Raw genomic sequence first — 25,579 nt, forward strand, 5'->3', positions numbered from 1 at the left:
TTAATTAGCCTTTTTTCTATTTGCAAGTACAGTTCTTTTACCTTCTCGACAGGATTGTGTTAAATGGCGTTTTGCAGGACAAACTAATGTACAGCAGCCACATTCGATACAATCCATACCATTGTTTTTTTCGAAGGTATCGTATTCTCTTCTCTTGACTAAGGAGTCAAGTATGGATGGAATTAAGTTCATTGGACATGCCTCCACACATCTTCCGCATCTTATACAGCTTGACTCTTGTGGAAGCACAGCTTGTTTCTTTGTTAGAGCCAGTATTCCTGAAGTTCCTTTCATTACAGGCAAATCAAGTGTTTGAACGGTAGTTCCCATAAGAGGACCGCCGGATATAACCTTAACTGGATCTTCTTTAAAACCTCCACAAGCTTCAATTAATTCTTTAAAGGAAGTTCCAAACTTAACTCTTAAGTTTTTAGGCTCCTTTACAGCTTCACCAGTAACTGTAACTATTCTTTCCATGAGAGGTCTTCCTTTTACTACTGCATTATAAATTTCAAATATAGTACCTACATTTTGAACGATGCATCCAGCATCAGCAGGCAGTTTTCCTGAAGGTACCTCGCGGCCTGTTACTGCATATATAAGTTGTTTTTCAGCTCCTTGAGGATACTTTGTCTTTAAAACAACAACTTCAATATTTGAAACACCTTTAACAGCTTCTTTCATTACTTTAACTGCATTCATTTTATTGTTTTCAATTCCTATATAACCTTTTACACCTGGGAACATTTTAAGAACTATTTTTAAGCCTTCAACTATTTCCTTTGTATTTTCAAGCATAAGACGATGGTCGCAGGTTAAATAAGGTTCACACTCTGCTCCATTTACTATAATGGCATCAATTTTTTTATCTGGAGGTGGTGCAAGTTTAACATGGGTTGGGAAACAAGCTCCTCCCATACCAACAATACCCGCTTCTGCAATAATTTTTAAAAGTTCATCTTTAGAAAGTTTGCTGTAGTCTTCTCTTGGCACTAAGCCTTCAATTTCTTCATAAAGTCCATCATTTTCAATTATTACTGACATTACTTTAGAGCCGTTTGCATGAGGCATTAATGCTACATTTTTTACTGTTCCTGAAACACTGCTGTAAATTGGAGAAGAAACAAAGCCTTTAGCAGCACCTATCTTTTGTCCAACTAGTACTCTATCCCCCTTTTTAACTAAAGGTTCACAAGGAGCACCTATGTGTTGAGACATAGGGAAAATCAAATCTCCTTTTGGAAGCAAGTCTTCAATTTTTTTGTCTTCAGTAAAGTGTTTACCGTGTGGCGGATAAGCACCTTTCTTAAATGTCAAAAGTTTCATACTATCCCTCCTGTATTTAAATTCACTATAATGGTCTAAATTCGTAAGGTCACTGTTACATATCGTTATTAGGCTCTGTTTAAGACTCTTGGAAATGATTTCATTGATTTATTTAAATAGTTATAACAAAGTCTAATAATAATAAAATAATACACAAGAAAAATTCTGTTTCACATTAATTATTATACATCACTAACTGTAGATATTCAATTTTGCTTTTTTTTTAACAGGAATGATATATATTTAACAAATAAAGGAATAAATTATAAATTAATATTTGTTAACCTGTTTTATCATTTTTTGAAATTTGTTATGTATATCTGATAATTAGATAAAACAAGTTGATGCGAACAAAAGTTCGGTGTATAATATTTATTGAAAGAAGGTGGGGAATATGGTAAATCATATTTTAAAAGCATCTTATGAAAGAAATTTAATTATTACCATAATGTATCAAAAGGGCAATGACATTACTATGAGGAATATAAGGGTACTAGAGATTAAAGAGGATAGAATAATGGCTTATTGTTATTTAAGAAGAGAAAACAGGGTGTTTAAAAAGGAAAACATTTTATCAGCAGCGTTTTTAAATATAAATAGGCTTAAAGCAAATGTTATGAGGGATGTGTAGTATTAATTATAGGTATAGGCAGCAGTAGTCAGCTATAAAAAATTTACAATTTCGCTGATTGCAGCTTACTTATTAGTTTAAACATAAAACTTCCAAAAAATATTAAAATCCGTAATATATGTTACGGATTTAATCCGACTATTTTGATAATATATAAGTCGAAAGTTATGTAAAACGCAGAGACGTAAAACGAAAGACTTAAATATATTGTATAAAATAGGAGGGTTTATAATGAGTATGTTTTGTTACCAATGTCAAGAAACAGCAGGTGGAAAGGCTTGTACAGTAAGAGGGGTTTGTGGAAAGACTTCAGATCTTGCAAATTTACAGGACCTACTAATGTATGTATTAAAGGGAGTAGCAGTTGCTAATGTAAAAGCTAGAGAGCTTGGAGTTAACAAAGCTGCAACTGATAAATTTATATTCAACGGATTATTTATGACTATTACAAATGCTAACTGGGATAAAGCTAGATTTTTAAACGAAGTTAAAGCAGGGCTTAAGCTAAGAGATGAAATTAAAGCTGCAGTAGCTGAAGTTGGAGGAAATATAGAAAGCAGCTATGAAGGTTTAACTTGGACAGTAGAAACTGATGCTGAACTTGAAGCTAAGACTGAATCAGGAGATGTAAGCATTCTTCAAACTAAGGACGAAGATATAAGATCCTTAAGAGAATTATTGACTTATGGATTAAAGGGTATGGCTGCTTATGCTGAACATGCATTTAACTTAGGTTTTGAAGATCAGAGCATTTATGAATTTATGCAAAAAGGACTTGCAGCAACAACTGATGACAATCTAGGAGTTAATGATTATGTAGGTATAGTATTAGAGTGTGGTAAGTATGGTGTTGATGTTATGGCATTACTAGACAAGGCTAATACTGAGAGATTCGGAAATCCAGAAATAACTAAGGTTAATATCGGTGTTAGAAACAATCCTGGAATACTCATAAGCGGACACGATTTAAGAGATTTGGAGATGTTATTACAACAAACAGAAGGAACTGGAGTAGACGTATATACTCACTCAGAAATGCTTCCAGCTCACTACTATCCAGCATTCAAAAAATACCCGCACTTTGCAGGAAACTATGGAAATGCTTGGTGGTTACAAGATAAGGAATTTGAAAGTTTTAATGGTGTTATTTTAATGACAACTAATTGTATAGTACCACCAAAGGCTTCTTACAAAGATAGAATGTTCACAACAGGTGCAACAGGTGTTGAAGGTGTAAAGCATATAGAATTAAAGGAAGACGGAACAAAGGATTTTTCAGAGTTAATAGCTCTTGCTAAGACTTTACCTGCTCCAACAGAAATTGAAAAGGGAGAAATCGTTGGTGGATTTGCTCATGCTCAGGTATTAGCTCTTGCTGATGCTGTTGTAGATGCAGTTAAGACTGGTGCTATTAAAAGATTCTTTGTAATGGCTGGATGCGACGGAAGAATGAAGAGCAGAAACTATTACACAGAATTTGCTCAAAAGCTTCCTAAGGATACAGTAATCCTTACAGCAGGATGTGCTAAATATAAATACAACAAACTAGATCTTGGAGATATCAATGGAATTCCAAGAGTACTTGATGCAGGACAATGTAATGACTCTTACTCTTTAGCTGTAATAGCTCTTAAACTTAAGGAAGTATTTGGTTTAGACAATATAAATGAACTTCCAATCTCTTACAATATTGCGTGGTATGAGCAAAAAGCTGTTATCGTATTACTTGCTTTACTACACCTAGGAGTGAAGAATATTCACTTAGGACCAACATTACCAGGCTTTTTATCACCAAATGTAGCTAAGGTACTTGTTGAAAACTTCGGAATCGGTGGAATAACAAATGTAGAAGACGATATGAAGATGTTTATGGGTGCATAATTCAATTCTATGCAAAATCGACTTTGATTGGTGGTTCCGGCTCCGGAGCAACCATATAGAGGAAACACGGTTAATGGTCAAGAGGTTCAGGGCTTTAATTTTGCAGTACCTGTAGATACAGTAAAAGAGTTTGTAGCTCAGGCAGGAGCTAAAAATGAAGCTGGGGATATAGACATTATGTATAAAGAAGCACTTGAACTTTACTGGGGAGGTTACTATAAGGATGCCTTGGTAAAATTTGAAGATGTGCAAAGACTATATCCAGCACATTCGGAAATCAAAAAATATATAACTGAAAGTCAGCAAAATATTGTAAAAAGTAAAATATTATGGTCTAAATATAAAAATATGTTTATTGTTTATGATGTTGCTGCCGGAGTTTCAATAATTGTATTATTAGTATTTGCTTTTATTGTAAAGCCTAAAAAGAACAATAATGGTTAAAATGTAAATATTGATTCAAGTAAATCAGAAAATAATTAAAAATAGTATAATATTTATTTAAAAGGTTATATTAATTATTGTGGGACTAAAAGTTGTATATTTAATACTCCTTTTAAAAAGGCATAGGTTTTTGTTTAGGCCTATGCTTTTTTAATTTTAGAAAAATTTTCTATGGATAAAGCTTCACACATTAACTCTATTTTCATAGGATATAGATGTTTTTTTTGAGCAAACTTATAATACAAAGCAACACCAAATAAAAAATTACAGATTAAAAGGAGGAATTTAATATGTCAAGAAATAAAATTTTAGTTCCACAAGCTAAAGCAGGATTAGATAGATTCAAGATGGAATCAGCAAAAGAAGTAGGAGTTAATCTTAAAGAAGGTTATAATGGAGATTTAACTTCAAGAGAAGCTGGCTCAATAGGTGGACAGATGGTTAAGAAAATGGTTGAAGCTTATGAAAGAAATCTATAAATAATATTTAGGCAATATTAAGGCCGGGCATTTGCCTGGCTTTGTTATTTTTAATTGGAAAAAATTTAGTAAAATATAACTAACGCTTCTGTGCATAATAAAAAGGCATTGATAATTTTTATTGGGAGGACGGCTCATGTGTAAAGAAGCAAAAATTTTACTGATAATAAGTGCTTTATTTACGTTTGCAGTAGGTTTATCGGGAATATTTGTAAATGTGTTCTTTTGGAAACAAACTAGCAGTTTTATAACTATAGTACTTTTCAATCTAGTACAATATATAGCAACTCCTTTTACTTTTTTATTAGGAGGAATAATAGCAAAAAGGAAAAATGGAATATGGTCTCTTCGATTAGGTTTAATGATGTATGTTATAGCATATGCATTCATATTATTTTCAGGAAATAGAGGAAGATTGTACATTAATATTGTGGGGCTGCTTTTAGGATTTGCAGCAGGTTTTTATTGGCTGGCTTTTAACACACTTTGCTTTGATTTTACCTGTTTAGATAATAGAGATACATTTTATGGCTTCAATGGAAGCTGTGCAGGTATAGCTGCCGCAGTAGCACCAATTACTTCTGCTTTTTTAATTAGCAAATTTAATGGATCAAGAGGATATCATGTTGTATTTTTTGCTGCCTTATCTTTGTTTGTGGTTTTAATATTAATAAGCTTAATGTTAAAATGTAAAAATTATAGCGGTAAACTAGAGTTTAAAAAAATTTTTTCGAAAAACTGTGAAGAATGGAGTACTATAAGAAAAGCAACATTTCTTTGGGGATTTAGAGATGTAATAATTGGATTTATCGTCAATATACTAATAATCGAGACAACAAAAAGTGAACTTTCTTTAGGAAAGCTTACACTTATAGCTTCTCTATTAACATCTTCATCCTATATACTCGTTCAAAAGATAATAAAGCCAAAAAGGAGAAGAATGGCTATATTTATTGGTACAATGGCATCTTTTGCTGCTGTCTGGGGTATAGCTTATAAAGTAACTTATACTACTCTTTTTATATATGTTGTTTTGGATGCTATCTTCCTTCCATTTTTTCTAATACAGATGTCTTCCTCTACTTTTAATGTAATAAACAGGGCACATGATGAGGACAAGAGAATAGAGTATCTGATTAATAAGGATATAGCAATTAACAGCGGAAGAAGTATAAGTGCAGTTATATTGATAGCATTGTTATCTATTTTTAAAAACATTTCAATATTAAAAGTATATTTAATATTCATAGGTTTGGCACCTGTAATAGCGGGATATTTTTTATCTAGGTTAAAACATGTGCTAGATGGTACTTGTGAGTGTAAGTGCAAAGGAAAATAAGCTTTCTACAAAGCTTATTTTAAGTTTTAGCTGTTTAATTTGTAAAAGGTAAAATATATTATTAAAAATATGCTTTGATTTTCATTGTAAATAATTTTTAAATAAAAATTAAGAAAATTTAGCTTGTCGAATTTAGTAGAATTATGTATTATATAATTAATAAAAAATTAATAAATATTTAATATTTAAATTTTAAATTTTGTATCTAAAAATAAGGAGAGTATGCAAATATGAAAATCAAAAGCATAAGCACAAAAATCTTTCTTTCATTACTTCCGATTGTTATTTTATCTATGATTTTATTAACTGTTTCAAGTTATTATGGAAGCAGAAAAATTATTAATAATGAAATTGATCATAATATGAGTAACTTGCTTAATTACAATGTTAAAGAAATTGAAAAAGCTTTAGAAAAACATTCCAAAGTAGCTGTTGATATATCAAAAAGTGTTCAAGCCTCCTATTTATCTTTAAATAAAGAAGATTATTTTTATTTTCTTAAAGAAATGATTAATAGTAATAAAGATACTTTAGGAGCTGGTATTTGGTTTGAACCAAATAAATATAGAGATAATATAAAATATTTTGGTCCTTATGCTTATAAAAATAATGGAGGTGTTGTTCTTACTGATGAATACAGCACTGAAGAGTATGATTATTTTAAATATGATTGGTATAAAATAGGAGTAAATACACAAAATCCTGTTGAATGGTCAAAGGCGTATCTCGATGAGGTTTCTAAAATTGTAATGGTTACTGCAACTGCTCCTTTTTATGATAAAAATAAAAACTTTCTTGGTGTTTCAACAGCAGATGTAGATTTAACTTCTATTCAGGAAACAGTTGAAAGTATTAGCATAGGTAAAGAAGGAAGAGCTTTTCTTATTGATAGTAGTGGAATGTATCTTGCAGGTTCACATATTGATAAAAGTAAAATATTAAAAAATAAGATATCAGAAGATGAAAATGATTCATTAAAGGCTTTTGGTACTAAAATGCTTTCTATGCAGGAAGGAAAATCTGATTTTAATTTAGCTTCCGGTAAAAATATAGCTTTTTTCTCTGCAATTCCTCAAACTAATTGGAAACTGGCAATTTATATACCTGAAAAAGAATTATATTCTCCTGTAAAAGATTTAGTTGTTAAAATGATTATAATTACAGCTATTACTATATTGATTGTAATTTTATCAATAATTATGTTTGTAAGATACTTAAAAAATAATATAAAGAAGGTAAATAATTTAGCTTTAAGTATAGGAAATGGTAATTTAACCGAAGTTATAGAAATTAAATCTTCAGATGAATTTGGGGAAATGTCTAAAAATTTAAATTCTATGGTTAGCAATGTAAAAGAAGTTATTCAGACGATTTTAGATTATTCAAGTGATTTAAGTGCTTCTAGTGAGGAACTGTCTGCAACAGTTGAAGAAATGAGTTCGCAGTTTGATTTAATTGACAGTTCAGTAAAAGATATTAATGAAGTAATACAGGATAACAGTGCAACATCAGAAGAAATGTCTGCATCTATACAAGAAATAAATGCAAATATAATTACTCTTTCAAATAAAGCTGGTGAAGGAAGCAATAATGCTATTGCTATTAAAGAAAGGGCATCAAAAATTCAAGAAAACAGCCAAAAAGCATTAGCAGATATGGAAAAAATTTATCGAGAAAAACAAGAAAAAATATTATGTTCTATTGAAGAAGGTAAAATTGTAAATGAAATAAAAGCTATGGCTGATATTATTGCCAGAGTATCAGAACAAACCAATCTTCTTGCTTTAAATGCTGCTATAGAAGCAGCCAGAGCAGGTGAACATGGTAAAGGCTTTGCTGTTGTTGCAGAAGAGGTTAGAAAACTTGCTGAACAATCTTCTAGTGCAGTAGAAAATATAAAAAATGTAATAATAAAAGTACAGGAATCTTTTACTAATTTATCAAGTAACAGTAGTGATTTACTTACATTTATGAATGAAAATATAAATTATCAGTTTAAAAATTTTTCAAAAATAGGAAGTCAATATGAAACTGATGCTAATTTTGTAAGTTCAATGTCTGAAGAATTAGCAAAAATGACAGAACAAATTACAGTAACTATTAATGAAATTAGTAAAGTTATAGATAATTTAACGACTATGACTCAAAAATCCTCAGAAAATTCCGATGGAATAAAGCAAAGTGTTAGTGAATCAGCTCAGGCAATAATTCAAGTAGCTGAAACTGCTCAAAGCCAGGCAGAACTTGCACAAAAATTAAATGATATAGTTAATAAATTTAAGATTTAACTTTAAAAGTATTATTTTTAAGCCCCCTAATCACTATAGATAGTTTATCTAAAGTGATTAGGGGGCTTGCCAATACCCAAAAGAAAATATAGATGAATAAAAAGCTTTAATTACTAAAGGATGTGAGAAAGTTAGTGAATATTAGTGTAATTATACAATTTTTACAGGAGTACCAATAGGTACAATATTATAAAGTTCAATTATATTACTGTTATAGGTTCGTATACATCCATTTGATACAGCCTTTCCGATAGAAGAAGGATTATTTGTTCCATGAATGCCATAGCCTTTTTTATTTAATCCAAGCCATCTGGCACCAAAAGGACCTCCAGGGTTAAAAACTTTATTTATTATCCTAAAATTTCCTTTTGGAGTTGGGGTAGAAGGTTTACCTACAGCTATTGGATAAGTTTTGAATAATTTACCATCTTTAAATAAAGTAAGTTTTTTAGCAGCGGTATTAATATTTATACTGTACCTTAGAGTGCGATAAAGGTCTTGTTCGTAGAAATAACGGATAAACATATTACCTCCATAACAGAGTGGTCTTTTTTATAATATGTTTGTTACGTGGATTATGATACAGCGATGCTTAACATTTGACTGAAAAAATCAGTTCCATATCAATAGCCTTAATTTACAAGCAATTGAAAACATAATATTAATTGTTTCAAAAAATTATTCATATTTGTTAAATAGCAATAATTGAGAACGATTAAGCAATTAGTGGCAAGAAAATAATTTTCTAATTTAATACAATTAATTATGTAAGACAAGTTTATTAGATGTCAATAAAGACATCATAGTTAAATTTTATTAATATTGAGAAAGGAAGTGAAGAACTGACTTAAGATTATATTTTTTGTAATCAAGCAAGTCAGTAATAATTGTGATAAACGTATGTAATGAAAGAAAATTGAAGGTTGCAATTATAGGTTGCGGAGGTATTGCAAATGGAAAACACATGCCTGCAATTAAAAAAAATGGGAATATAGAAATCGAAGCCTTCTGTGATTTAATAGAAGAAAGAGCTGTAGAGGCAAAAGCTAAATACGGCAGGGAAGATTCTAGAATTTATACTGATTACAAAGTGCTGTTAGCAAAAGAAAAGAGTATTGAGGCTGTTTATGTTTTAACTCCAAATAAATCCCATAGTTTTATAGCTATTGATGCAATGAAGGCTGGCAAACATGTAATGTGTGAAAAACCAATGGCTAAAACTTATTCAGAAGCTAAAGCTATGGTTGAAGTAGCAAAAGAAACAGGCAAGATATTGACTATAGGTTATCAAAATAGATATAGATCAGATTCTACATATTTAAAGGCTGCCTGTGAAAATGGTGATTTAGGAGAAATTTACTATGCAAAAGGTCATGCTATAAGACGCAGAGCTGTTCCAACCTGGGGCGTATTTTTAAATGAAGAAGAACAAGGGGGAGGGCCATTAATTGATATAGGTACTCATGCTCTTGATTTGACACTGTGGATGATGGATAATTATGAACCAGAATGTGTATTAGGTTCTGTTTATCATAAATTAGGGGATCAAACAAACACAGGTAATACCTGGGGTGATTGGGATAGAGAAAAATTCACAGTAGAAGATTCTGCCTTTGGTTTTATTAAAATGAAAAATGGTGCCACAATAAATTTAGAAGCAAGCTGGGCATTAAACAGTCTTGATGTAGATGAAGCTAAAACTACTTTATGCGGTACTAAGGCTGGTGCCGATATGAAGGATGGTTTAAGAATTAATTATGTTAAGTACAATAAACAATGTATAGAAAAACCTGCCTTAGACGCAGCTGGAGTTGCATTCTATGATGGAGATACAGAAGATGCTGCTGATATTGAGCAGAGAGTATTTTATAATGCAATCGTTAATGGTGGTGAATTAGTAGTAAAGCCAGAACAAGCTTTAGTAGTTACACAAATATTAGAAGCAATATATGAGTCTGCAAAAACGGGTAAAGCTGTTTACTTTAACAGATAAGATTTGCTGTGATGAGAAGAAACAATTAATATGAAAAGAAATATTAAAATTACAGTATGGAATGAGTATAGACAAGAAAAACAAAGTTAGGAGGATGATTATGAAATTAGGTGTTTTTGCAGTTTTATTAGGAAACAAAAGCCTTGATGAAGCTTTAGATTATTTAACAAAATCAGGAATTCAAGCGGTTGAACTTGGTACAGGCGGGTATCCAGGAAAAGCTCATGTTAATCCTGAAGAATTATTAAAAGATGAAGAGAAATTAAATGAATTTATTAAAACCATAGAAAAATATAAAGTTACTGTCAGCTGCTTAAGTGTGCATGGTAATCCAGTACATCCTCAAAAGGAAATTGCAGAAAAATTTCACAAAGATTTTGAAAACACTGTACTTTTGGCTGAAAAGTTAGGCATTAAACTTGTAACTACTTTTTCAGGCTGTCCTGGAGATTTTGAAGGTGCAAAATACCCAAACTGGGTAACTTGCTCATGGCCTGAAGATTTTTCAGAAATACTAAAGTATCAATGGAATGATGTGTTGATACCTTATTGGAAAGAAACAGTTAAATTTGCAAATGAACATGGAGTTGAAAAGATTGCACTTGAGATGCACCCTGGTTTTTGTGTTTATAACCCGGAAACTTTATTAAAACTAAGAGAAGCTGTTGGTCCAACTATTGGTGCTAATTTTGATCCAAGCCATCTTTTCTGGCAGGGAATAGACCCTGTAGCAGCAATAAGAAAACTTGGTTCTGCAATTTATCATTTTCATGCAAAAGATACAAAAATAGATTTTATAAATTGCAGCGTAAATGGAGTTCTTGATACAAAGCACTATGGTGATGAAATAAATCGTTCATGGATATTCCGTTCTGTAGGCTATGGTCATGATTATGCTGTTTGGAAAGATATTGTAAGTGCATTAAGAATGGTAGGCTATGATTATGTTATGAGCATAGAGCATGAGGACAGCTTGATGACTCCAAATGAAGGACTTCAAAAAGCGATTTCTTTCTTAAAGGAAGTTATGGTATTTGAAGAAAAAGGCGAAATGTGGTGGGCATAAAATGAGCGATAAAAAATGCAAAATAGCAATTATTGGTTATGGTGGTATGGGTACCTGGCATGCAAGGCAATTAATGACTATGGATGAAGTGAAGTTATGTGGTATCTATGATATTTCTTCTAAAAGATTAGAAGCTGCTAAAAAAGAGGGTATACATGCATATGAATCCTTTGAGGAACTTTTAGCGGATAAAGATATTGAATTAGTTACTATAGCAACGCCTAATGATTTACATAAGGAACTTGCAATAAAAGCTATGCAGGAAAAAAAGAATGTTATTTGTGAAAAGCCTGTTGCATTAAGCAGCGTGGAACTTTTACAAATGATAGAAGCCTCAAAAGAATATAATGTAATTTTCACAGTACATCAAAATAGACGTTGGGATGAAGATTATCTTGTAATTAAAAAATTGTATGAAGAGGGGACACTTGGTAAGATATTTAACATCGAGTCTCGTGTTCATGGCTCTCGTGGAATTCCTGGTGACTGGAGAAATACTAAGGAACATGGCGGCGGTATGGTACTAGATTGGGGAGTTCATCTATTTGATCAGATTTTAATGTTAATAGAAAAAAAGGTTGTTTCAACTTATGCCAATCTTACAAATGTTACAAATGAGGCAGTAGATGATGGATTTAAAATAATCTTGCATTTTGAAGACGGGTTAACCTGTCATGTGGAAGTTGGAACAAGTAATTTTATTAACCTTCCAAGATGGTATATGCAAGGAGAAAATGGGACAGCAATTATTAATGATTGGAATCTAAATGGTAAAATTATTCAGGTTTCTAATTGGGAGAAACGAGATGCAGTACCTGTTGTAACTGCAGCAGGACTTACAAAAACAATGGCACCGAGAACAAGTGAAACAATAAAAGAATATCCTCTTCCAAGAGTTCAGTCTGATGTTCGAGATTTTTATAGAAATGTGATAAGAGCAATAAATGGACAAGAAGAAATTATTGTAAAGCATAGTGAACTTATGAGAGTGATGAAGCTTATGGAAACTGTTTTTCATTCAGCGGAAATTGGTCAAGTAATACATGATATTATTTAGGTATTCTAAAAAAATAACAAAAGCATCTATTAATTATATAAAATAATAGGTAAAATAAAGCTGTACAGCTAAATAAAAAGGAATACGAGATGAAATCAACTTGTATATCTTTTTATTTAGCTGATTTGTATATTTTAGTGGAGGATGTTATGCAAGGCAGCTTTGAAAAAACCGTATTGGAACCAGATTTTCCTTTTAGACTGTTTTTCAACGATGGATATGCAAATGTACCCCATCACTGGCATGAAGATATTGAAATTATTTATTTGGTAGAAGGTACTCTTAGAGTTGGGACAAATAAAAATATTTGGAAATTAATGCAAGGAGATATACTTATAATTGGTTCAGGAGAAATACATTATTTTTTTCAGGAAAAAGATTTTAGTAATAGAGCAGTTATACAATTTAGAACTTCTATATATGATAGTTTTCTTTCATGTACAAAAGATACAAAAGTAATAAAACCAATGTTATCTCATTCTATATGTTTAACTAAAGGAAATGAAATTCATACTTTGATGGAAAAACATATAAAAGATATTATTAAGGAGCATAGTGAGGCAAAGGAAGGATATAAACTAATATTAAAGGCCAGGCTGTATGATTTAGCAGGTATTTTGCTTAGACATATTCCTAAGCAGGAATATTCATCTCAAGAGTTAAGTCATGAGCAGGAAAGGCTTAAAAAAATAGAGAGTGTTTTTCAATTTGTAGAAGCTAACTATCAAAATTCTATTGATCTAGATGATATTTCAAAGGCTGCTGGTTTCAGCAAGTATTATTTTACAAGGTTTTTTAAGGAAAATACAGGTATGACTTTTTTGGAATACTTAAATAATTTTAGAGTAACAAAAGCTCAGTGGCTTATAATGGAAGAGGAAAGCTCTATAGCAGAAATTGCTTATAAATCTGGGTTTAACAGTATTAAGACATTTAATAGAGTATTTAAAAATATAACAGGTCGTACTCCTATGGAGTATAAAAGGACTAACAAGAGTTAAAAGTAAAAAAACTTTTTTAAAATAGAGGGTATCTCCTAATGTACAAAAGTAATTCATTAAATAACTATAAGGTGTTAGGAAATACCCTAAATTCAGTTAATTATATTGATAAAAATGCATAATAAATATTTCTAATTTAACTTCATCTGATTGAACGTACTGAAGCACGTTCAATCAGATGAACATCAAGAACAATACTTTCTGATGGAAGACTGAGATCATTCATATGTCTGAATAGAATATCACTTGCAAGTTTTGCTTTAAGGTTTATATCTTGTGCAATAGTTGTAAGTTTTGGTGTAACGTAATAACTCAAAGGAAGATTATCAAATCCAATTATGGAATAATCTTTTGGAACTTGTAAACCCATACTTGTTATTTTATCAATTAAATCAATAGCTATCATATCAGAGGTTGCAAATATTGCAGTTATGGGTTCATTGGAATGAAGAATTTTCTCTATTACGTTGATATCTTCGTCTACTGAAAGTATATGTTCAGATTTAAGAGTTAGACCAGCATTTGTAATGGTATCTTTAAACCCTTGCAGACGATGCTGAACAACACCGCTAAAGTTAATGCCAAGGGAAGGTCCCACAAACGCAAAATTACGATGACCCCGTTCTATGAAATGCTTTGCTGCAAGAACCCCACCTTTGTAATCATCAATTCCAACATTTGTAATCTGTCTAACAGGGCTATAGCTATCTGTAAATACTAGTGGAATTTGATTATCCTCTTTAATCTTTAGGATATCATTATCAAAGATTCCAAGGAAAATAGCACCATCAGCGTTCCATGTGTGAAGAAGCCTTGTAATATCATGATAATCATTCACATAATTTACCATGGTATGGTAACCATGAGACTGAACGTGTTGTGTGATACCACTAAACATGGTAGAAAAATAAGCATCTGTAAGATAATTTCCATATCCTCCAAATATAACAGAAACTATACGTGAATTTTTAGATGATAGACTACGTGCAGAAGAATTTGGAACGTAGTTATATTTTTTTATGATCTCCATAATTTTTCTAGCAGTTTCTTCAGATACTTTAGATTTATTTCCATTAATAACTCGAGAAACCGTCATAATGCTTACACCGGCTTCTTTTGCAATATCTTTTAATGTAGTCATGATGTACTCCTTTTTAACGTGAAATAAGAATTAACAAAAAATAGATTTTATTTGATATATTCTACAATAATTATAATAGATATAATTTATACTTGCAACAATAAATAAGGTTATCGATAACATAAAACATCTAAGTTATAAGTTTAATGAATAGTATATGGTAGCGTAAAGTTATAATTATTTAATAATTATCGAATAAAAATATAAAAACATGTTGACGTTTTCTTATAAAAATGATAATATAAATATAGGGTTAGCGTTAACCTGATTATAAACATTAAAATAACAATAGTATCTTCAAAACTTTAATAAAAATGGTAATATAACAAAAGAAAAAGAAACTGTTTATTATGATAATAGGGGGAATTTTTGTGATTAAATCAAGTCAAATGATTGAATCGTGTTTAAAGATAAGTACAAGCAAATCTAATTTTAATAAGATTAAACAAAATATAGGCTTATATTTATTACTAATGCCGGCTGTAGTGTTATTGATCTTATTTACATATAAACCTATGTACGGAGTTATTATTGCATTTAAGGAATATCAACCGGTTAACGGTATCCTAGAAAGTCCGTGGGCTAATCCTTGGTACAAGTACTTTACAAAGTTCTTTAATTCATATCAATTTGGAAATACCATTAAAAATACCTTAGTTATCAATATATATAGTATGATTGTTTCATTTCCATTTCCAATTATACTAGCTTTAGTGATAAATCAAATGAGAGCTAAACGATTTAAAAAAACATTTCAGACTATAACGTACATGCCTCACTTTATTTCAACTGTAGTAATGGTTGGATTAATTATGATAATTTTATCACCTGATTCTGGAATACTAAATCATTTAAGTAAATTGTTTGGTGTACAAGCTCCTAATTTAATGGGGAGTGCAAAGGCTTTTAGTCACATTTATGTTTGGTCAGATGTTTGGCAGCATACTGGTTGGGATAGCATAATATATTTAGCGGCACTTTCCGCTGTTGATCCAAGCCTTTATGAGGCTGCAACTATAGATGGAGCAAATAATTGGCAAAAAATACATCATATAGATATCCCAATGTTAGCATCTACAGCGGGTATTCTATTAATACTAAGAGTAGGTGGATTAATGGGATTAGGATTTGAAAAAGTTTATTTGATGCAGAACACTTTAAATATTGGAAGTAGTGAAGTTATTTCAACTTACGTTTATAAAATAGGGTTGCTTAGTGCACAGTATAGTTATTCTGCTGCTATCAATTTATTCAGTACAATTATTAATTTCATTCTTCTCATTTTAGTAAATCAAATTTCTAAAAGAGTTAGTAATAGCAGTTTATGGTAAAGGAGAAACAAATCACATGAAAAATACAGTGTCAAGAAAAATTAAAATTTCAAAGCAGGATACTATTTTTAACGTTGTTACTTATGGTATATCGGTTTTAGTTTTGTTAATTGTACTTTATCCTTTATATTTTGTGGTAATTGCTTCTTTTAGTGACCCATATGCAGTAACAAATGGTCAAGTATTGTTGTTTCCTAAAAGTTTTACTCTCGATGGTTATAAAGAAATTCTAAAGCACTCTGACATTTGGAGAGGCTACGGTAATACGATTATGTACACCATTGTTGGAACATTAGTGGGACTTGCTGTTAATGTTTTTGCAGCTTATGCCTTATCAAGAAAAGATTTAGTTGGTAGGAAATTTTTTATGTTAATGTTTGTTTTTACCATGTTCTTTAACGGTGGTTTAATTCCTACTTTCCTGACTATTAAGGAGTTTAATCTGTATAATACCTTTACTGTAATGGTGTTACCATTTTCAGTTAATGTTTTTAATATTATTGTTGCCCGTACATTCTTTCAAAGCAGTATTCCAAATGATCTGTGGGAGGCAGCTCAGATAGATGGATGTGGAAACTTGAGATATTTCTTTATGATTGTATTGCCTTTATCAAGAGCCGTTATTGCTGTTTTAGCTTTATGGACAGCTGTAGGAATGTGGAATTCATATTTTAATGCATTAATTTATCTAAAGGATAGTTCATTATATCCACTACAGTTAATATTGCGTAATATTTTAATAGTCAATACTACGCAAGCTGCTATGGGAACAGGCGAAGCGGCACAAGTTCAGCTTAGACTTGCTAATATGATGCGTTATTCAGTAATCATTGTTTCTACAGTTCCAATTATGTGTATTTATCCGTTTATACAAAAACATTTTAATCAAGGTGTAATGATTGGCGCAGTTAAAGGTTAAGCGCTTTATCATATAAAAAATTTAGGGGGAATAAAACAATGAAAAAATCAGTATTGAAAGTAACTTCCATGTTATTGTTAACTGGAATAGTAGCTGGAACTTTGAGTGGCTGCAAAACTAAGCAAGAAGTCAAAACTAGTGGCAATGTAACAGCTGGATTCCACGCTACAGGGCTTCCTATTGTAGATAACCCAGTAACTTTGAAAGTTCTTACTACACGTTGGGGGAATATGGGTGATAGCTTTACAAAGAACCAATGGTTAATAGACTTGGAAGCTAAAACTAATGTTAAGATTGAATGGCAGGTGGAATCTCTTAATGACTGGGGTACAAAAAAGTCAACTTTACTTGCCTCTGGTGATCTTCCAGACATTATTATTGGAAGTCAGACTTTTAATGATGCTGACATTTTAAATAATCTGAGTTTATTTGTTCCTGTTGACGATTTAGTAAAAAAATATATGCCCAATTATAGTGAAGCTTTAAATAAGTTACCTGAACTAAAGAAGGCTGTAACATTTCCGGATGGAAAAATGTATTCATTTGGAAAAAATCTTCCAAAACGTCCTAAAACACGTAACCAACCTATTATTAATAAAACATGGCTAGACAGGCTTGGTTTAAAAGAGCCAACTAATTTAGATGAATTATATAATGTGTTATTAGCATTTAAGACAAAAGACCCAAATGGTAATGGTAAAGCTGATGAAATTCCGATAACTGGTAATGGTAATTTAAATGGTGATCTATTAAATCCATTTGGAATTACGGATATTAATGATTCCAATATGATAGTAAATAATGATGGAACTCTTACTTTTTATCCTACTTCAGAACAATATAAAGATGGTCTTAAATGGCTTAATAAGTTATATATTGCAGGAATCATTGATCCGCAGGCTTTTACACAGGACAATACAATGATGACATCGAAAAATCAAGATCCTAATGCTGCTAGAGTTGGTTTTACATATGCATGGACACCAGATGCTGATTTTGGGAAATGGTCAAGTCAATACATAGCAATTGCACCTATAAAAGGACCAGATGGAAAACAATATGCTGGCGGAGATGTTAATGGAGTATACAGTATAAATAGAAATGAAGCATTAATTACTACTAATTGTAAAAATCCAGAGATAGCTGCTAGATGGATAGATGAATTTTATACTGGTGAAGCGAGTATTCAAAACTTCTGGGGTGCTATAGGAACAGTAATCAATAAAAACAGTGATGGTACTTATACTTTAAATAGTCCACCAGCAGGTACTAGTGCAGATGCATGGTATTGGGATCAAAGTTTGCGTGATTTCGGTCCTAAGTATGTTAGTGCTGATTTCCAGCAGAAGATTAAATTATCTCCACAAAGTGGTGATGGTTTAAAAGTAGAACTTAGTAAACTTGCTGATCCTTATGTTGTAACTTCTTATCCTAACGTAATGTACACAAATGAAGAAAATCAAGAGCTTCCGACTTTAACTACTGATATTAATACTTATGTTGGACAGATGCGTGCACAGTTTGTAATAAAAGGCGGTATTGATGAAGGTTGGGATGCATATGTAAAGAAGCTAAAAGATATGGGACTTGAAAAGTTAATTAAAATTCGTACTGATGCTTACAACAGATATCAAAATGTTAAATAGAATTTAAGTTATAAAAGGGCAAGTATTAACAGTATCTGTATAATTTTGCCCTTTTGTGTTAAGTAAAAAATTAAAGACCAGGATATAGAAAGGAAATAATTATGGACAAAAATATTAGCGAAAAATATAAAATATTATTACAGCCTATTGCTCATGAAGAAGCAATTGTAAAAGGAGATAAGTATAGATTTACTGTTTTGACATCTAGAATGATTCGTGTTGAGTATGATGAGGAGGGTATATTTGAAAATAATGCAACTCAAAGTGTTATAAATAGAAACTTTCCTGTACCAGAATATAGGTTAATTGATGGGGAAGACTGCTTGGAAATTATTACGAGTGATATTCATTTGATTTATTATAAGAAAAGAGGCAAATTCGCAAAAAATAATTTAAGTATTCAAGTAACCAGTATTTCAAGGGGATGGGGAGCGACTTGGCATTTTGGAGAGGAAACTAATGATTTAAAGGGAACAGCAAGAACATTGGATGAAGCTAATGGTGCTATTCCACTTGAAAGAGGTCTTTTATCTAAGTTTGGCTTTTCAATTATTGATGATAGTAAGTCCTTATTGATTACTGAAGACGGCTGGGTAGAACCTCGCAAAGAGAGTATTATAGATATTTATTTTTTAGGATATGGAAGAGACTTTTTAGGATGTTTGAAAGATTTTTATCATTTATGCGGAAGCACTCCATTATTACCGAGGTTTGTTTTTGGTAACTGGTGGAGTCGTTATTATAGATATTCCGAGGTGGAATATAAAGAATTAATGGAAAGATTTGAAAGGGAAAATATACCTTTTTCAGTTGCGGTAATAGATATGGATTGGCATTTGGTTGACATTGATTCAAAGTATGGAAGTGGATGGACTGGTTATACATGGAACCGTGAATTGTTTCCTGATCCTAAAAAGTTTATGGAGTGGCTTCATGATAAAGGATTAAAAGTAACACTAAACGTACATCCTGCTGATGGTGTTAGGGCATATGAAGAGATGTATGTTGAAATGGCTAAGGAACTCGAGGTTGATTATGAAAATGAACAAAAAATTAATTTTGACATTGCAAATCCCAGATTTCTTGATGCCTATTTTAAATATCTGCATCATCCAAATGAAGAAAATGGAGTTGATTTTTGGTGGGTTGATTGGCAACAGGGTGGAGTTTCAAAAATACCAGGACTTGATCCATTATGGATGTTAAATCATTATCATTATTTGGATAGTAAAAGAAATGGAAAACGTGGACTTACTTTTTCAAGATATGCAGGTATTGGAAGTCATCGTTATCCAATAGGATTTTCTGGTGATTCAATTATTTCTTGGGAAACCCTAGATTTTCAGCCTTACTTTACTGCAAATGCTTCCAATGTAGGCTATGGATGGTGGAGCCATGATATTGGTGGACATATGGGAGGATATAAAGATGACGAATTAGCTGTACGCTGGTTGCAGTTTGGTGTATTTTCACCAATCAATCGTCTTCACAGTTCTTGCAGTCCATTTAATGGTAAAGAACCATGGCGTTATAATATAATAGCAGAAAAGGTTATGAAAGATTATTTGCGTCTTCGTCATAAACTAGTTCCTTATTTATATACAATGAATTATTTAAGCCATAAAGAAGGGCTTCCTCTTATGCAGCCTATGTACTATCACTCACCATGGGAAGAAGATGCTTACAATGTAAAAAATCAGTATTATTATGGAACAGAGTTAATTGTATGTCCTATTACAACAAAAATAAATAATAAGATAAATCAAGCTGGTGTAGCAGCATGGCTTCCAAAAGGAATCTGGTTTGACTTCTTTACAGGTAGAGTTTATGAAGGAGATAGAAAGATTAACTTTTATCGTACAATTGATAAGATTCCAGTTCTCGCAAAAGCTGGAGCTATTGTTCCGTTGACTGGAGATTCAGCAGTAGGAAACTTTGTTAACAATCCTGAAGAATTAGAAATTCATGTTTTTGCTGGAGCAGATGGAAGCTTTATTATGTACGAAGATGATGGAATAAGCAGTGAAGAAACAAATAAAGGTTTTGCAAAAACAAAAATGATTATTGATTGGAATAAAGAAAATCAAGTTACTACTTTTTCTATTATAAAACCTGAAGGGAATGTAGAAGTATTACCAGAGGAAAGAAAGTATAAATTGGTTTTTATTGGGTTTAAGATTAAAAATAAACCTGATGTATTCTGTAATGGTGAAAAAATTAAGGCTGATATTTTTATAGAAGAAGAGAAAAATAAAATAGTTATAAAATTACATGATGTAAATATAAATACAGAAGTAAAAGTATTATTTAAAGAAGCAACTATAAGAGGAAATAATTATGAAAAAGAAATATTTGATTTCCTTAATAAAGCCCAAATTTCTTTTGATCTTAAAGGTCAGATTTATTCAGCGGTGAAAAAATACAAAAACACACCAAAATTAATGAGTGAGCTTCAAGTATTGAATTTAGAAACTGAGTTATTAGAAGCTGTTAGTGAAATTATTTGGGCTTATTGTGAATAGCATAGAAAGCAGAAGATTTATAGTATTGTTTGGTAATTTATAAATTATTTTTATAAATGGAAAGTAAATTTTTAAATTTATTTATGACAAAATTAAAACCTTCCTATATAATAGTAAAGTACTAAAAATTTTTGGGAAGAGGTAAAAGTTACCATGAAAAGAATAAATGAAATTTTTAGTGACTATAATGCAGGGGGAAACTTAGCTGCTGCTATGGTGGAAGGGGTAGTATTAAGTAAAAAAACTAAAACCCTTGAACTTAAAATCAGCTCTGATAAATATATTGATATAAGAGAATTTGAAGGTCTTAATAATTTTATAAAAGAAAGATTTGACTTGGAAAATTCTATAGTCAGTGTAAAGTATGCTGATGGAACAAATAAAAAGCCTATAGAGGCAGAGCTAAAAAATATTATACTTTCATTGTCAGAGAAATATCCTGCATTGAAAGCAGTGCTATGCAACAGTGAATATGAAGTAGCTGACAATGCCATAAATTTTAATTTTAAAATGGCAGTATCAGGTTTTTTAAAATCTATGAACTATGATAAAAAAGTTCATGATACTATAAAAAATCTATATGGTACAGCCTATAAAATAAATTTTATTGACAAAGTAAGCACTGAGAAAATGATAAGGATTGAAGAAGAAGCGAAGCCAAAGGAAATGCTGTTTATTCAAAAGGAAGTAAAGGCAGTACCCGTAAGCAGTGTTTCTAAACCTCATAAGGAAGCTTTAGAAGCGAAACAGGAAGTAAAAGCAGAACCTGATGTTAAAAAAGTAGATCCATCTTTAATATTAGGAAGAAACGCTAAATTTAAGGAACCAGTAATAAAAATTACTGATATTACACCAGACGAGGGAAGGATTGCTATAGAGGGCGAAATATCCAATATAGAAACAAAAGAATTAAAGAGTGGAAAAACACTAGTTTCTTTTGATTTGTATGATGGCTCAAGTTCCATGACCTGTAAAGCATTCTTGAAGCCTAGTGAAGATGGTGAGGTATTAGAAAGGCTTAAAAAGGCTAAGGGTGTTAGACTTTTAGGAAATGCATCCTACAGCAAGTTTTCCGGAGAAGTAGAGCTTATCGCAAATATTATAGTGGAAACAGAAGGTTTGAAGAAAACTAAGAGAATGGATAATGCAGAGGTTAAAAGAGTAGAGCTTCATATGCATACTCAGATGAGTCAGATGGATGGTATGACTAGTGCCACTGATTTAATAAAGAGAGCTATGAGCTGGGGTATGAAGTCTATTGCCATAACGGATCATGGGGTAGTGCAGTCCTTTCCTGAAGCTCATAAGCTCCTAGGAAGAAATAATCCCGATATGAAGGTTATTTATGGAATGGAGGCTTATTTAGCACCAGATAAAAAGCCTGCTGTAACAAATTCTAAGGGGCAGAGCATTGATACAACTTACTGCGTATTAGACCTTGAAACTACAGGTTTTTCGCCTGTAACTGAAAAAATAACTGAAATAGGAATTATGAAGGTTAAGGATGGAAAGGTAATTGATAAGTTTTGGTGCTTTGTAAATCCTGAAAAATCTATTCCGGCAAGGGTTGTTGAAGTTACGAACATAACCGATGATATGGTAAAGGATGCAGAAACTATAGATAAGGTGTTTCCTAAAATACTTGACTTTATTAAGGATAGTGTTTTAGTTGCACATAATGCTGCCTTTGATATGAACTTCTTAAAGCATAATGCCAAAGTTTTAGGTTATGACTTTGATTTTACATATGTGGATACTTTAACTTTAGCACAGGAGGTATTCCCTGATTTTAAGACATATAAATTAGGAAGAATTGCTAAAAGTCTTGGAATAAAGGTAGAGGTTGCTCACAGGGCTTTAGACGATGTGGATACAACAGTTAAAGTATTTAATATAATGCTTGAAAAGTTAAAGGAAAAGGGAGTAAGAACACTGGAAGATATAGATATACTAGGTTCTGATGAAGAAGCTAAAAAGGAAGAGTTTAAAAAGCTTAAAACTTATCATGCCATAATACTTGCTAAAGACTATACAGGTTTAAAGAATTTATATAGATTAGTGTCTTATTCTAACTTGGATTATTTTTATAAAAAGCCGCGCATATTAAAGAGCCTTTATAAAAAATATTCCGAAGGGTTAATTCTAGGAAGTGCCTGCAGTGAAGGTGAGCTTTATCAGGCAATACTTCTTGGAAAATCTGACGAAGAAATTGAACAATTAGCAGAGGAGTACGATTATTTGGAAATCCAGCCTCTAGGCAATAATGATTATTTAGTAAGGACAGAGCAGGTACAAAGCAGGGAATATTTAAAGGAAATAAACAAAAAAATTGTAGCTTTGGGAGAAAAGCTAAATAAACCTGTAGTTGCCACTGGAGATGTTCACTTTCTAGATCCTGAGGATGAAGTTTACAGACGTATTCTTGAGGCAGGGCAGGGCTTTAAGGATGCAGATAATCAGGCACCATTGTATCTAAGAACTACAGAGGAGATGCTTAAGGAATTTTCTTATTTAGGAGAGGAAAAGGCTTATGAGGTAGTAGTAACAAATACTAATATTATAGCGGATATGTGCGAGCAGATAAGTCCTATTTCACCTGAAAAAGCAACACCACACATAGAGGGTTGTGAGCAGACCATTAGGGATATTACCTATGGGAAGGCTCATGAGCTTTATGGAGATCCGCTGCCGGAACTTGTTCAGGCAAGACTGGAAAAAGAGCTGGACTCTATTATAAAAAATGGTTTTTCAGTAATGTATATAATTGCTCAAAAACTTGTGTGGAAATCTAACGAAGATGGTTATTTAGTGGGTTCCAGAGGTTCCGTTGGTTCCTCCGTTGTTGCCTATATGACAGGTATAACTGAAGTAAATGCCCTGCCGCCTCATTACAGATGTCCTAAATGCAAGTATTCTGACTTTACAGATTACGGCTATAATATTGGTTTTGATCTGCCAGATAAAAATTGTCCTGTTTGTGGAGAAGCACTTGCTAAGGATGGTATAGATATTCCTTTTGAAACATTCTTAGGTTTCAATGGAGATAAGGAGCCGGATATAGACTTAAACTTCTCAGGAGAATATCAGGCAAAGGCACATAAATATACTGAGGTTATCTTTGGCAAAGGCACAACCTTTAAGGCAGGAACCATAGGTACCATAGCAGAAAAAACAGCCTTTGGATATGTAAAAAAGTATTTCGATGAAAAAGGTGTTTCAGTAAACAAGGCTGAAATCATGAGACTTTCAAAGGGCTGTACAGGTATAAAAAGAACAACTGGTCAGCACCCTGGAGGAATTATAGTTGTACCTAAGGGGCGTGAAATATTTGAATTTTGCCCCGTACAGCATCCTGCTGATGACCCTAATTCAGACATTATAACAACGCATTTTGATTATCACTCTATCGACCAGAACCTATTGAAGCTTGATATACTAGGTCACGATGATCCTACAGTTATAAGAATGCTGCAGGATATTACAGGGGTGGATCCTAAAACTATACCATTAGATGATAAGGCTACTATGTCAATATTTTCATCTACGGAAGCTTTAGGGGTAACACCAGAGCAGATAAATTCAAAAGTTGGAAGTTTTGGTATTCCAGAGTTTGGTACTAAGTTTGTAAGAGGAATGCTTTTAGATACTATGCCAAAAACTTTTATGGATTTAATATGTATATCTGGACTTTCTCATGGTACAGATGTATGGCTTGGAAATGCAAAGGACTTAATCGATTCAGGAATAGTAACCAGCATAAGTGAAGCTGTCTGTACAAGAGATGATATTATGGTTTATCTTATAAAAAAAGGTCTTCCTCCAAACACTGCATTTAAGATAATGGAGACAGTTCGTAAAGGAAAGGCACTGAAGGATCCTAAATTTCCAGAGTATGAAGCATTAATGAGGGAACATGAAGTTCCCGAATGGTATATACAATCCTGTAAAAAGATAAAATATATGTTTCCTAAGGCTCATGCTGCAGCTTACGTAATGATGGCGTTTAGAATAGCTTGGTTTAAGGTTCACATACCAAAGGCTTATTACGCAGCATATTTTTCAATAAGAGCAAAGGCTTTTGACGCAGAGTGTATGATTTTCGGAAAAGAAAAGGTTAGAGAGAAGATGAGGGAAATTGAATTGATGGGTAGCGGAGCTGCTCCTAAGGATAAGGATATGTATGATGATCTTGAATTGGTTTTAGAGATGTACGAGAGAGGAATTAAGTTTCTTCCTATTGATTTATATAAGTCTCATGCTACAAAATTCCTTGTAGAAGAAGATGGTTTAAGACCACCATTAAATAGTATTGCTGGCATGGGAAATGTGGCAGCAGAAAGTATATACAATGCAATACAGGAAGCAGAGCAAGGTGGAATACCAATAAGTTCTATAGAAGATTTAAGAAAACGTGCCAAAATTGGAAATTCTGCTGTAGATTTACTTAAAAAGTTTGATTGTTTAAAAGGACTTCCAGAAAGTGATCAATTAAGTTTATTTGATTTAATTTAATGA

General features: G+C 32.0%; 18 protein-coding genes. 15 read left to right on the top strand and 3 right to left on the bottom strand.

Annotated features, from left to right (window positions below; all coding sequences use genetic code 11):
• Positions 1 to 1,326, bottom strand: a complete 1,326-nt coding sequence (rsxC, locus tag M2651_RS02165) for an electron transport complex subunit RsxC (RefSeq protein WP_252130689.1) — start codon at positions 1,324 to 1,326, stop codon at positions 1 to 3.
• A gap of 394 nt (positions 1,327 to 1,720) precedes the next feature.
• Between rsxC and M2651_RS02170 the strand changes: the two genes are divergently transcribed.
• From M2651_RS02170 to M2651_RS02195, 6 genes are all read left to right on the top strand, one after another.
• Positions 1,721 to 1,957 carry a hypothetical protein gene (locus tag M2651_RS02170; RefSeq protein ID WP_252130690.1) on the top strand — a complete coding sequence of 79 codons (237 nt, stop codon included), beginning with the start codon at positions 1,721 to 1,723 and terminating at the stop codon, positions 1,955 to 1,957.
• 231 nt (positions 1,958 to 2,188) lie between these two features.
• The gene (hcp, locus tag M2651_RS02175; protein WP_252130691.1) at positions 2,189 to 3,838 is read left to right on the top strand and encodes a hydroxylamine reductase; all 1,650 of its coding nucleotides are present in this window, start codon (positions 2,189 to 2,191) and stop codon (positions 3,836 to 3,838) included.
• A gap of 27 nt (positions 3,839 to 3,865) precedes the next feature.
• The gene (locus tag M2651_RS02180) at positions 3,866 to 4,282 is read left to right on the top strand and encodes a hypothetical protein (protein WP_252130692.1); all 417 of its coding nucleotides are present in this window, start codon (positions 3,866 to 3,868) and stop codon (positions 4,280 to 4,282) included.
• 290 nt (positions 4,283 to 4,572) lie between these two features.
• A complete protein-coding gene (locus tag M2651_RS02185) occupies positions 4,573 to 4,761 on the top strand; it encodes an alpha/beta-type small acid-soluble spore protein (protein WP_252130693.1) in 189 nt (62 codons plus the stop codon).
• 136 nt (positions 4,762 to 4,897) lie between these two features.
• The gene (locus tag M2651_RS02190; RefSeq protein WP_252130694.1) at positions 4,898 to 6,100 is read left to right on the top strand and encodes an MFS transporter; all 1,203 of its coding nucleotides are present in this window, start codon (positions 4,898 to 4,900) and stop codon (positions 6,098 to 6,100) included.
• Between the two features lie 230 nt (positions 6,101 to 6,330).
• A complete protein-coding gene (locus tag M2651_RS02195; protein ID WP_252130695.1) occupies positions 6,331 to 8,388 on the top strand; it encodes a methyl-accepting chemotaxis protein in 2,058 nt (685 codons plus the stop codon).
• A 150-nt stretch (positions 8,389 to 8,538) separates the two neighbouring features.
• Here M2651_RS02195 and M2651_RS02200 read toward each other — a convergent pair whose 3' ends face one another.
• Positions 8,539 to 8,913: a L,D-transpeptidase gene (locus M2651_RS02200; protein ID WP_252130696.1), complete on the bottom strand. Its 375-nt coding sequence runs from the start codon at positions 8,911 to 8,913 to the stop codon at positions 8,539 to 8,541.
• Positions 8,914 to 9,277: 364 nt separating this feature from the next.
• On the opposite strand from M2651_RS02200, the gene M2651_RS02205 reads away from it, so the two are divergent.
• The 4 genes from M2651_RS02205 (at position 9,278) to M2651_RS02220 (ending at position 13,505) form a co-directional block, all read left to right on the top strand.
• Entirely contained in the window at positions 9,278 to 10,381 is a 1,104-nt protein-coding gene (locus M2651_RS02205; RefSeq protein WP_252130697.1) for a Gfo/Idh/MocA family protein, read from the top strand.
• A gap of 100 nt (positions 10,382 to 10,481) precedes the next feature.
• The gene (locus M2651_RS02210) at positions 10,482 to 11,447 is read left to right on the top strand and encodes a sugar phosphate isomerase/epimerase family protein (protein ID WP_252130698.1); all 966 of its coding nucleotides are present in this window, start codon (positions 10,482 to 10,484) and stop codon (positions 11,445 to 11,447) included.
• A gap of 1 nt (position 11,448) precedes the next feature.
• On the top strand, positions 11,449 to 12,504 hold the full coding sequence (locus tag M2651_RS02215) for a Gfo/Idh/MocA family protein (protein WP_252130699.1): 1,056 nt from the start codon (positions 11,449 to 11,451) through the stop codon (positions 12,502 to 12,504).
• A gap of 149 nt (positions 12,505 to 12,653) precedes the next feature.
• Positions 12,654 to 13,505 (top strand): AraC family transcriptional regulator, encoded by an 852-nt coding sequence (locus M2651_RS02220; protein WP_252130700.1) that lies wholly within the window; start codon positions 12,654 to 12,656, stop codon positions 13,503 to 13,505.
• A gap of 142 nt (positions 13,506 to 13,647) precedes the next feature.
• Here the strand turns inward: M2651_RS02220 and M2651_RS02225 are convergent, their stop codons facing one another.
• On the bottom strand, positions 13,648 to 14,646 hold the full coding sequence (locus tag M2651_RS02225; protein WP_286207907.1) for a LacI family DNA-binding transcriptional regulator: 999 nt from the start codon (positions 14,644 to 14,646) through the stop codon (positions 13,648 to 13,650).
• 371 nt (positions 14,647 to 15,017) lie between these two features.
• On the opposite strand from M2651_RS02225, the gene M2651_RS02230 reads away from it, so the two are divergent.
• The 5 genes from M2651_RS02230 (at position 15,018) to polC (ending at position 25,576) form a co-directional block, all read left to right on the top strand.
• On the top strand, positions 15,018 to 15,977 hold the full coding sequence (locus M2651_RS02230; RefSeq protein WP_350338272.1) for an ABC transporter permease: 960 nt from the start codon (positions 15,018 to 15,020) through the stop codon (positions 15,975 to 15,977).
• Between the two features lie 16 nt (positions 15,978 to 15,993).
• The gene (locus M2651_RS02235) at positions 15,994 to 16,896 is read left to right on the top strand and encodes a carbohydrate ABC transporter permease (protein ID WP_252130702.1); all 903 of its coding nucleotides are present in this window, start codon (positions 15,994 to 15,996) and stop codon (positions 16,894 to 16,896) included.
• A 38-nt stretch (positions 16,897 to 16,934) separates the two neighbouring features.
• Positions 16,935 to 18,542, top strand: coding sequence for a type 2 periplasmic-binding domain-containing protein (locus tag M2651_RS02240; RefSeq protein WP_252130703.1), 1,608 nt, complete (start codon positions 16,935 to 16,937; stop codon positions 18,540 to 18,542).
• A gap of 101 nt (positions 18,543 to 18,643) precedes the next feature.
• Positions 18,644 to 21,064: a glycoside hydrolase family 31 protein gene (locus M2651_RS02245; protein ID WP_252130704.1), complete on the top strand. Its 2,421-nt coding sequence runs from the start codon at positions 18,644 to 18,646 to the stop codon at positions 21,062 to 21,064.
• A gap of 153 nt (positions 21,065 to 21,217) precedes the next feature.
• Positions 21,218 to 25,576, top strand: a complete 4,359-nt coding sequence (gene polC, locus M2651_RS02250) for a DNA polymerase III subunit alpha (RefSeq protein WP_252130705.1) — start codon at positions 21,218 to 21,220, stop codon at positions 25,574 to 25,576.
• The last annotated feature ends 3 nt before the right edge of the window (positions 25,577 to 25,579 follow it).

Origin of the sequence: Clostridium caldaquaticum, from assembly GCF_023806125.1 — a bacterium.
Lineage (GTDB): Bacteria > Bacillota > Clostridia > Clostridiales > Clostridiaceae > Clostridium_AT > Clostridium_AT caldaquaticum.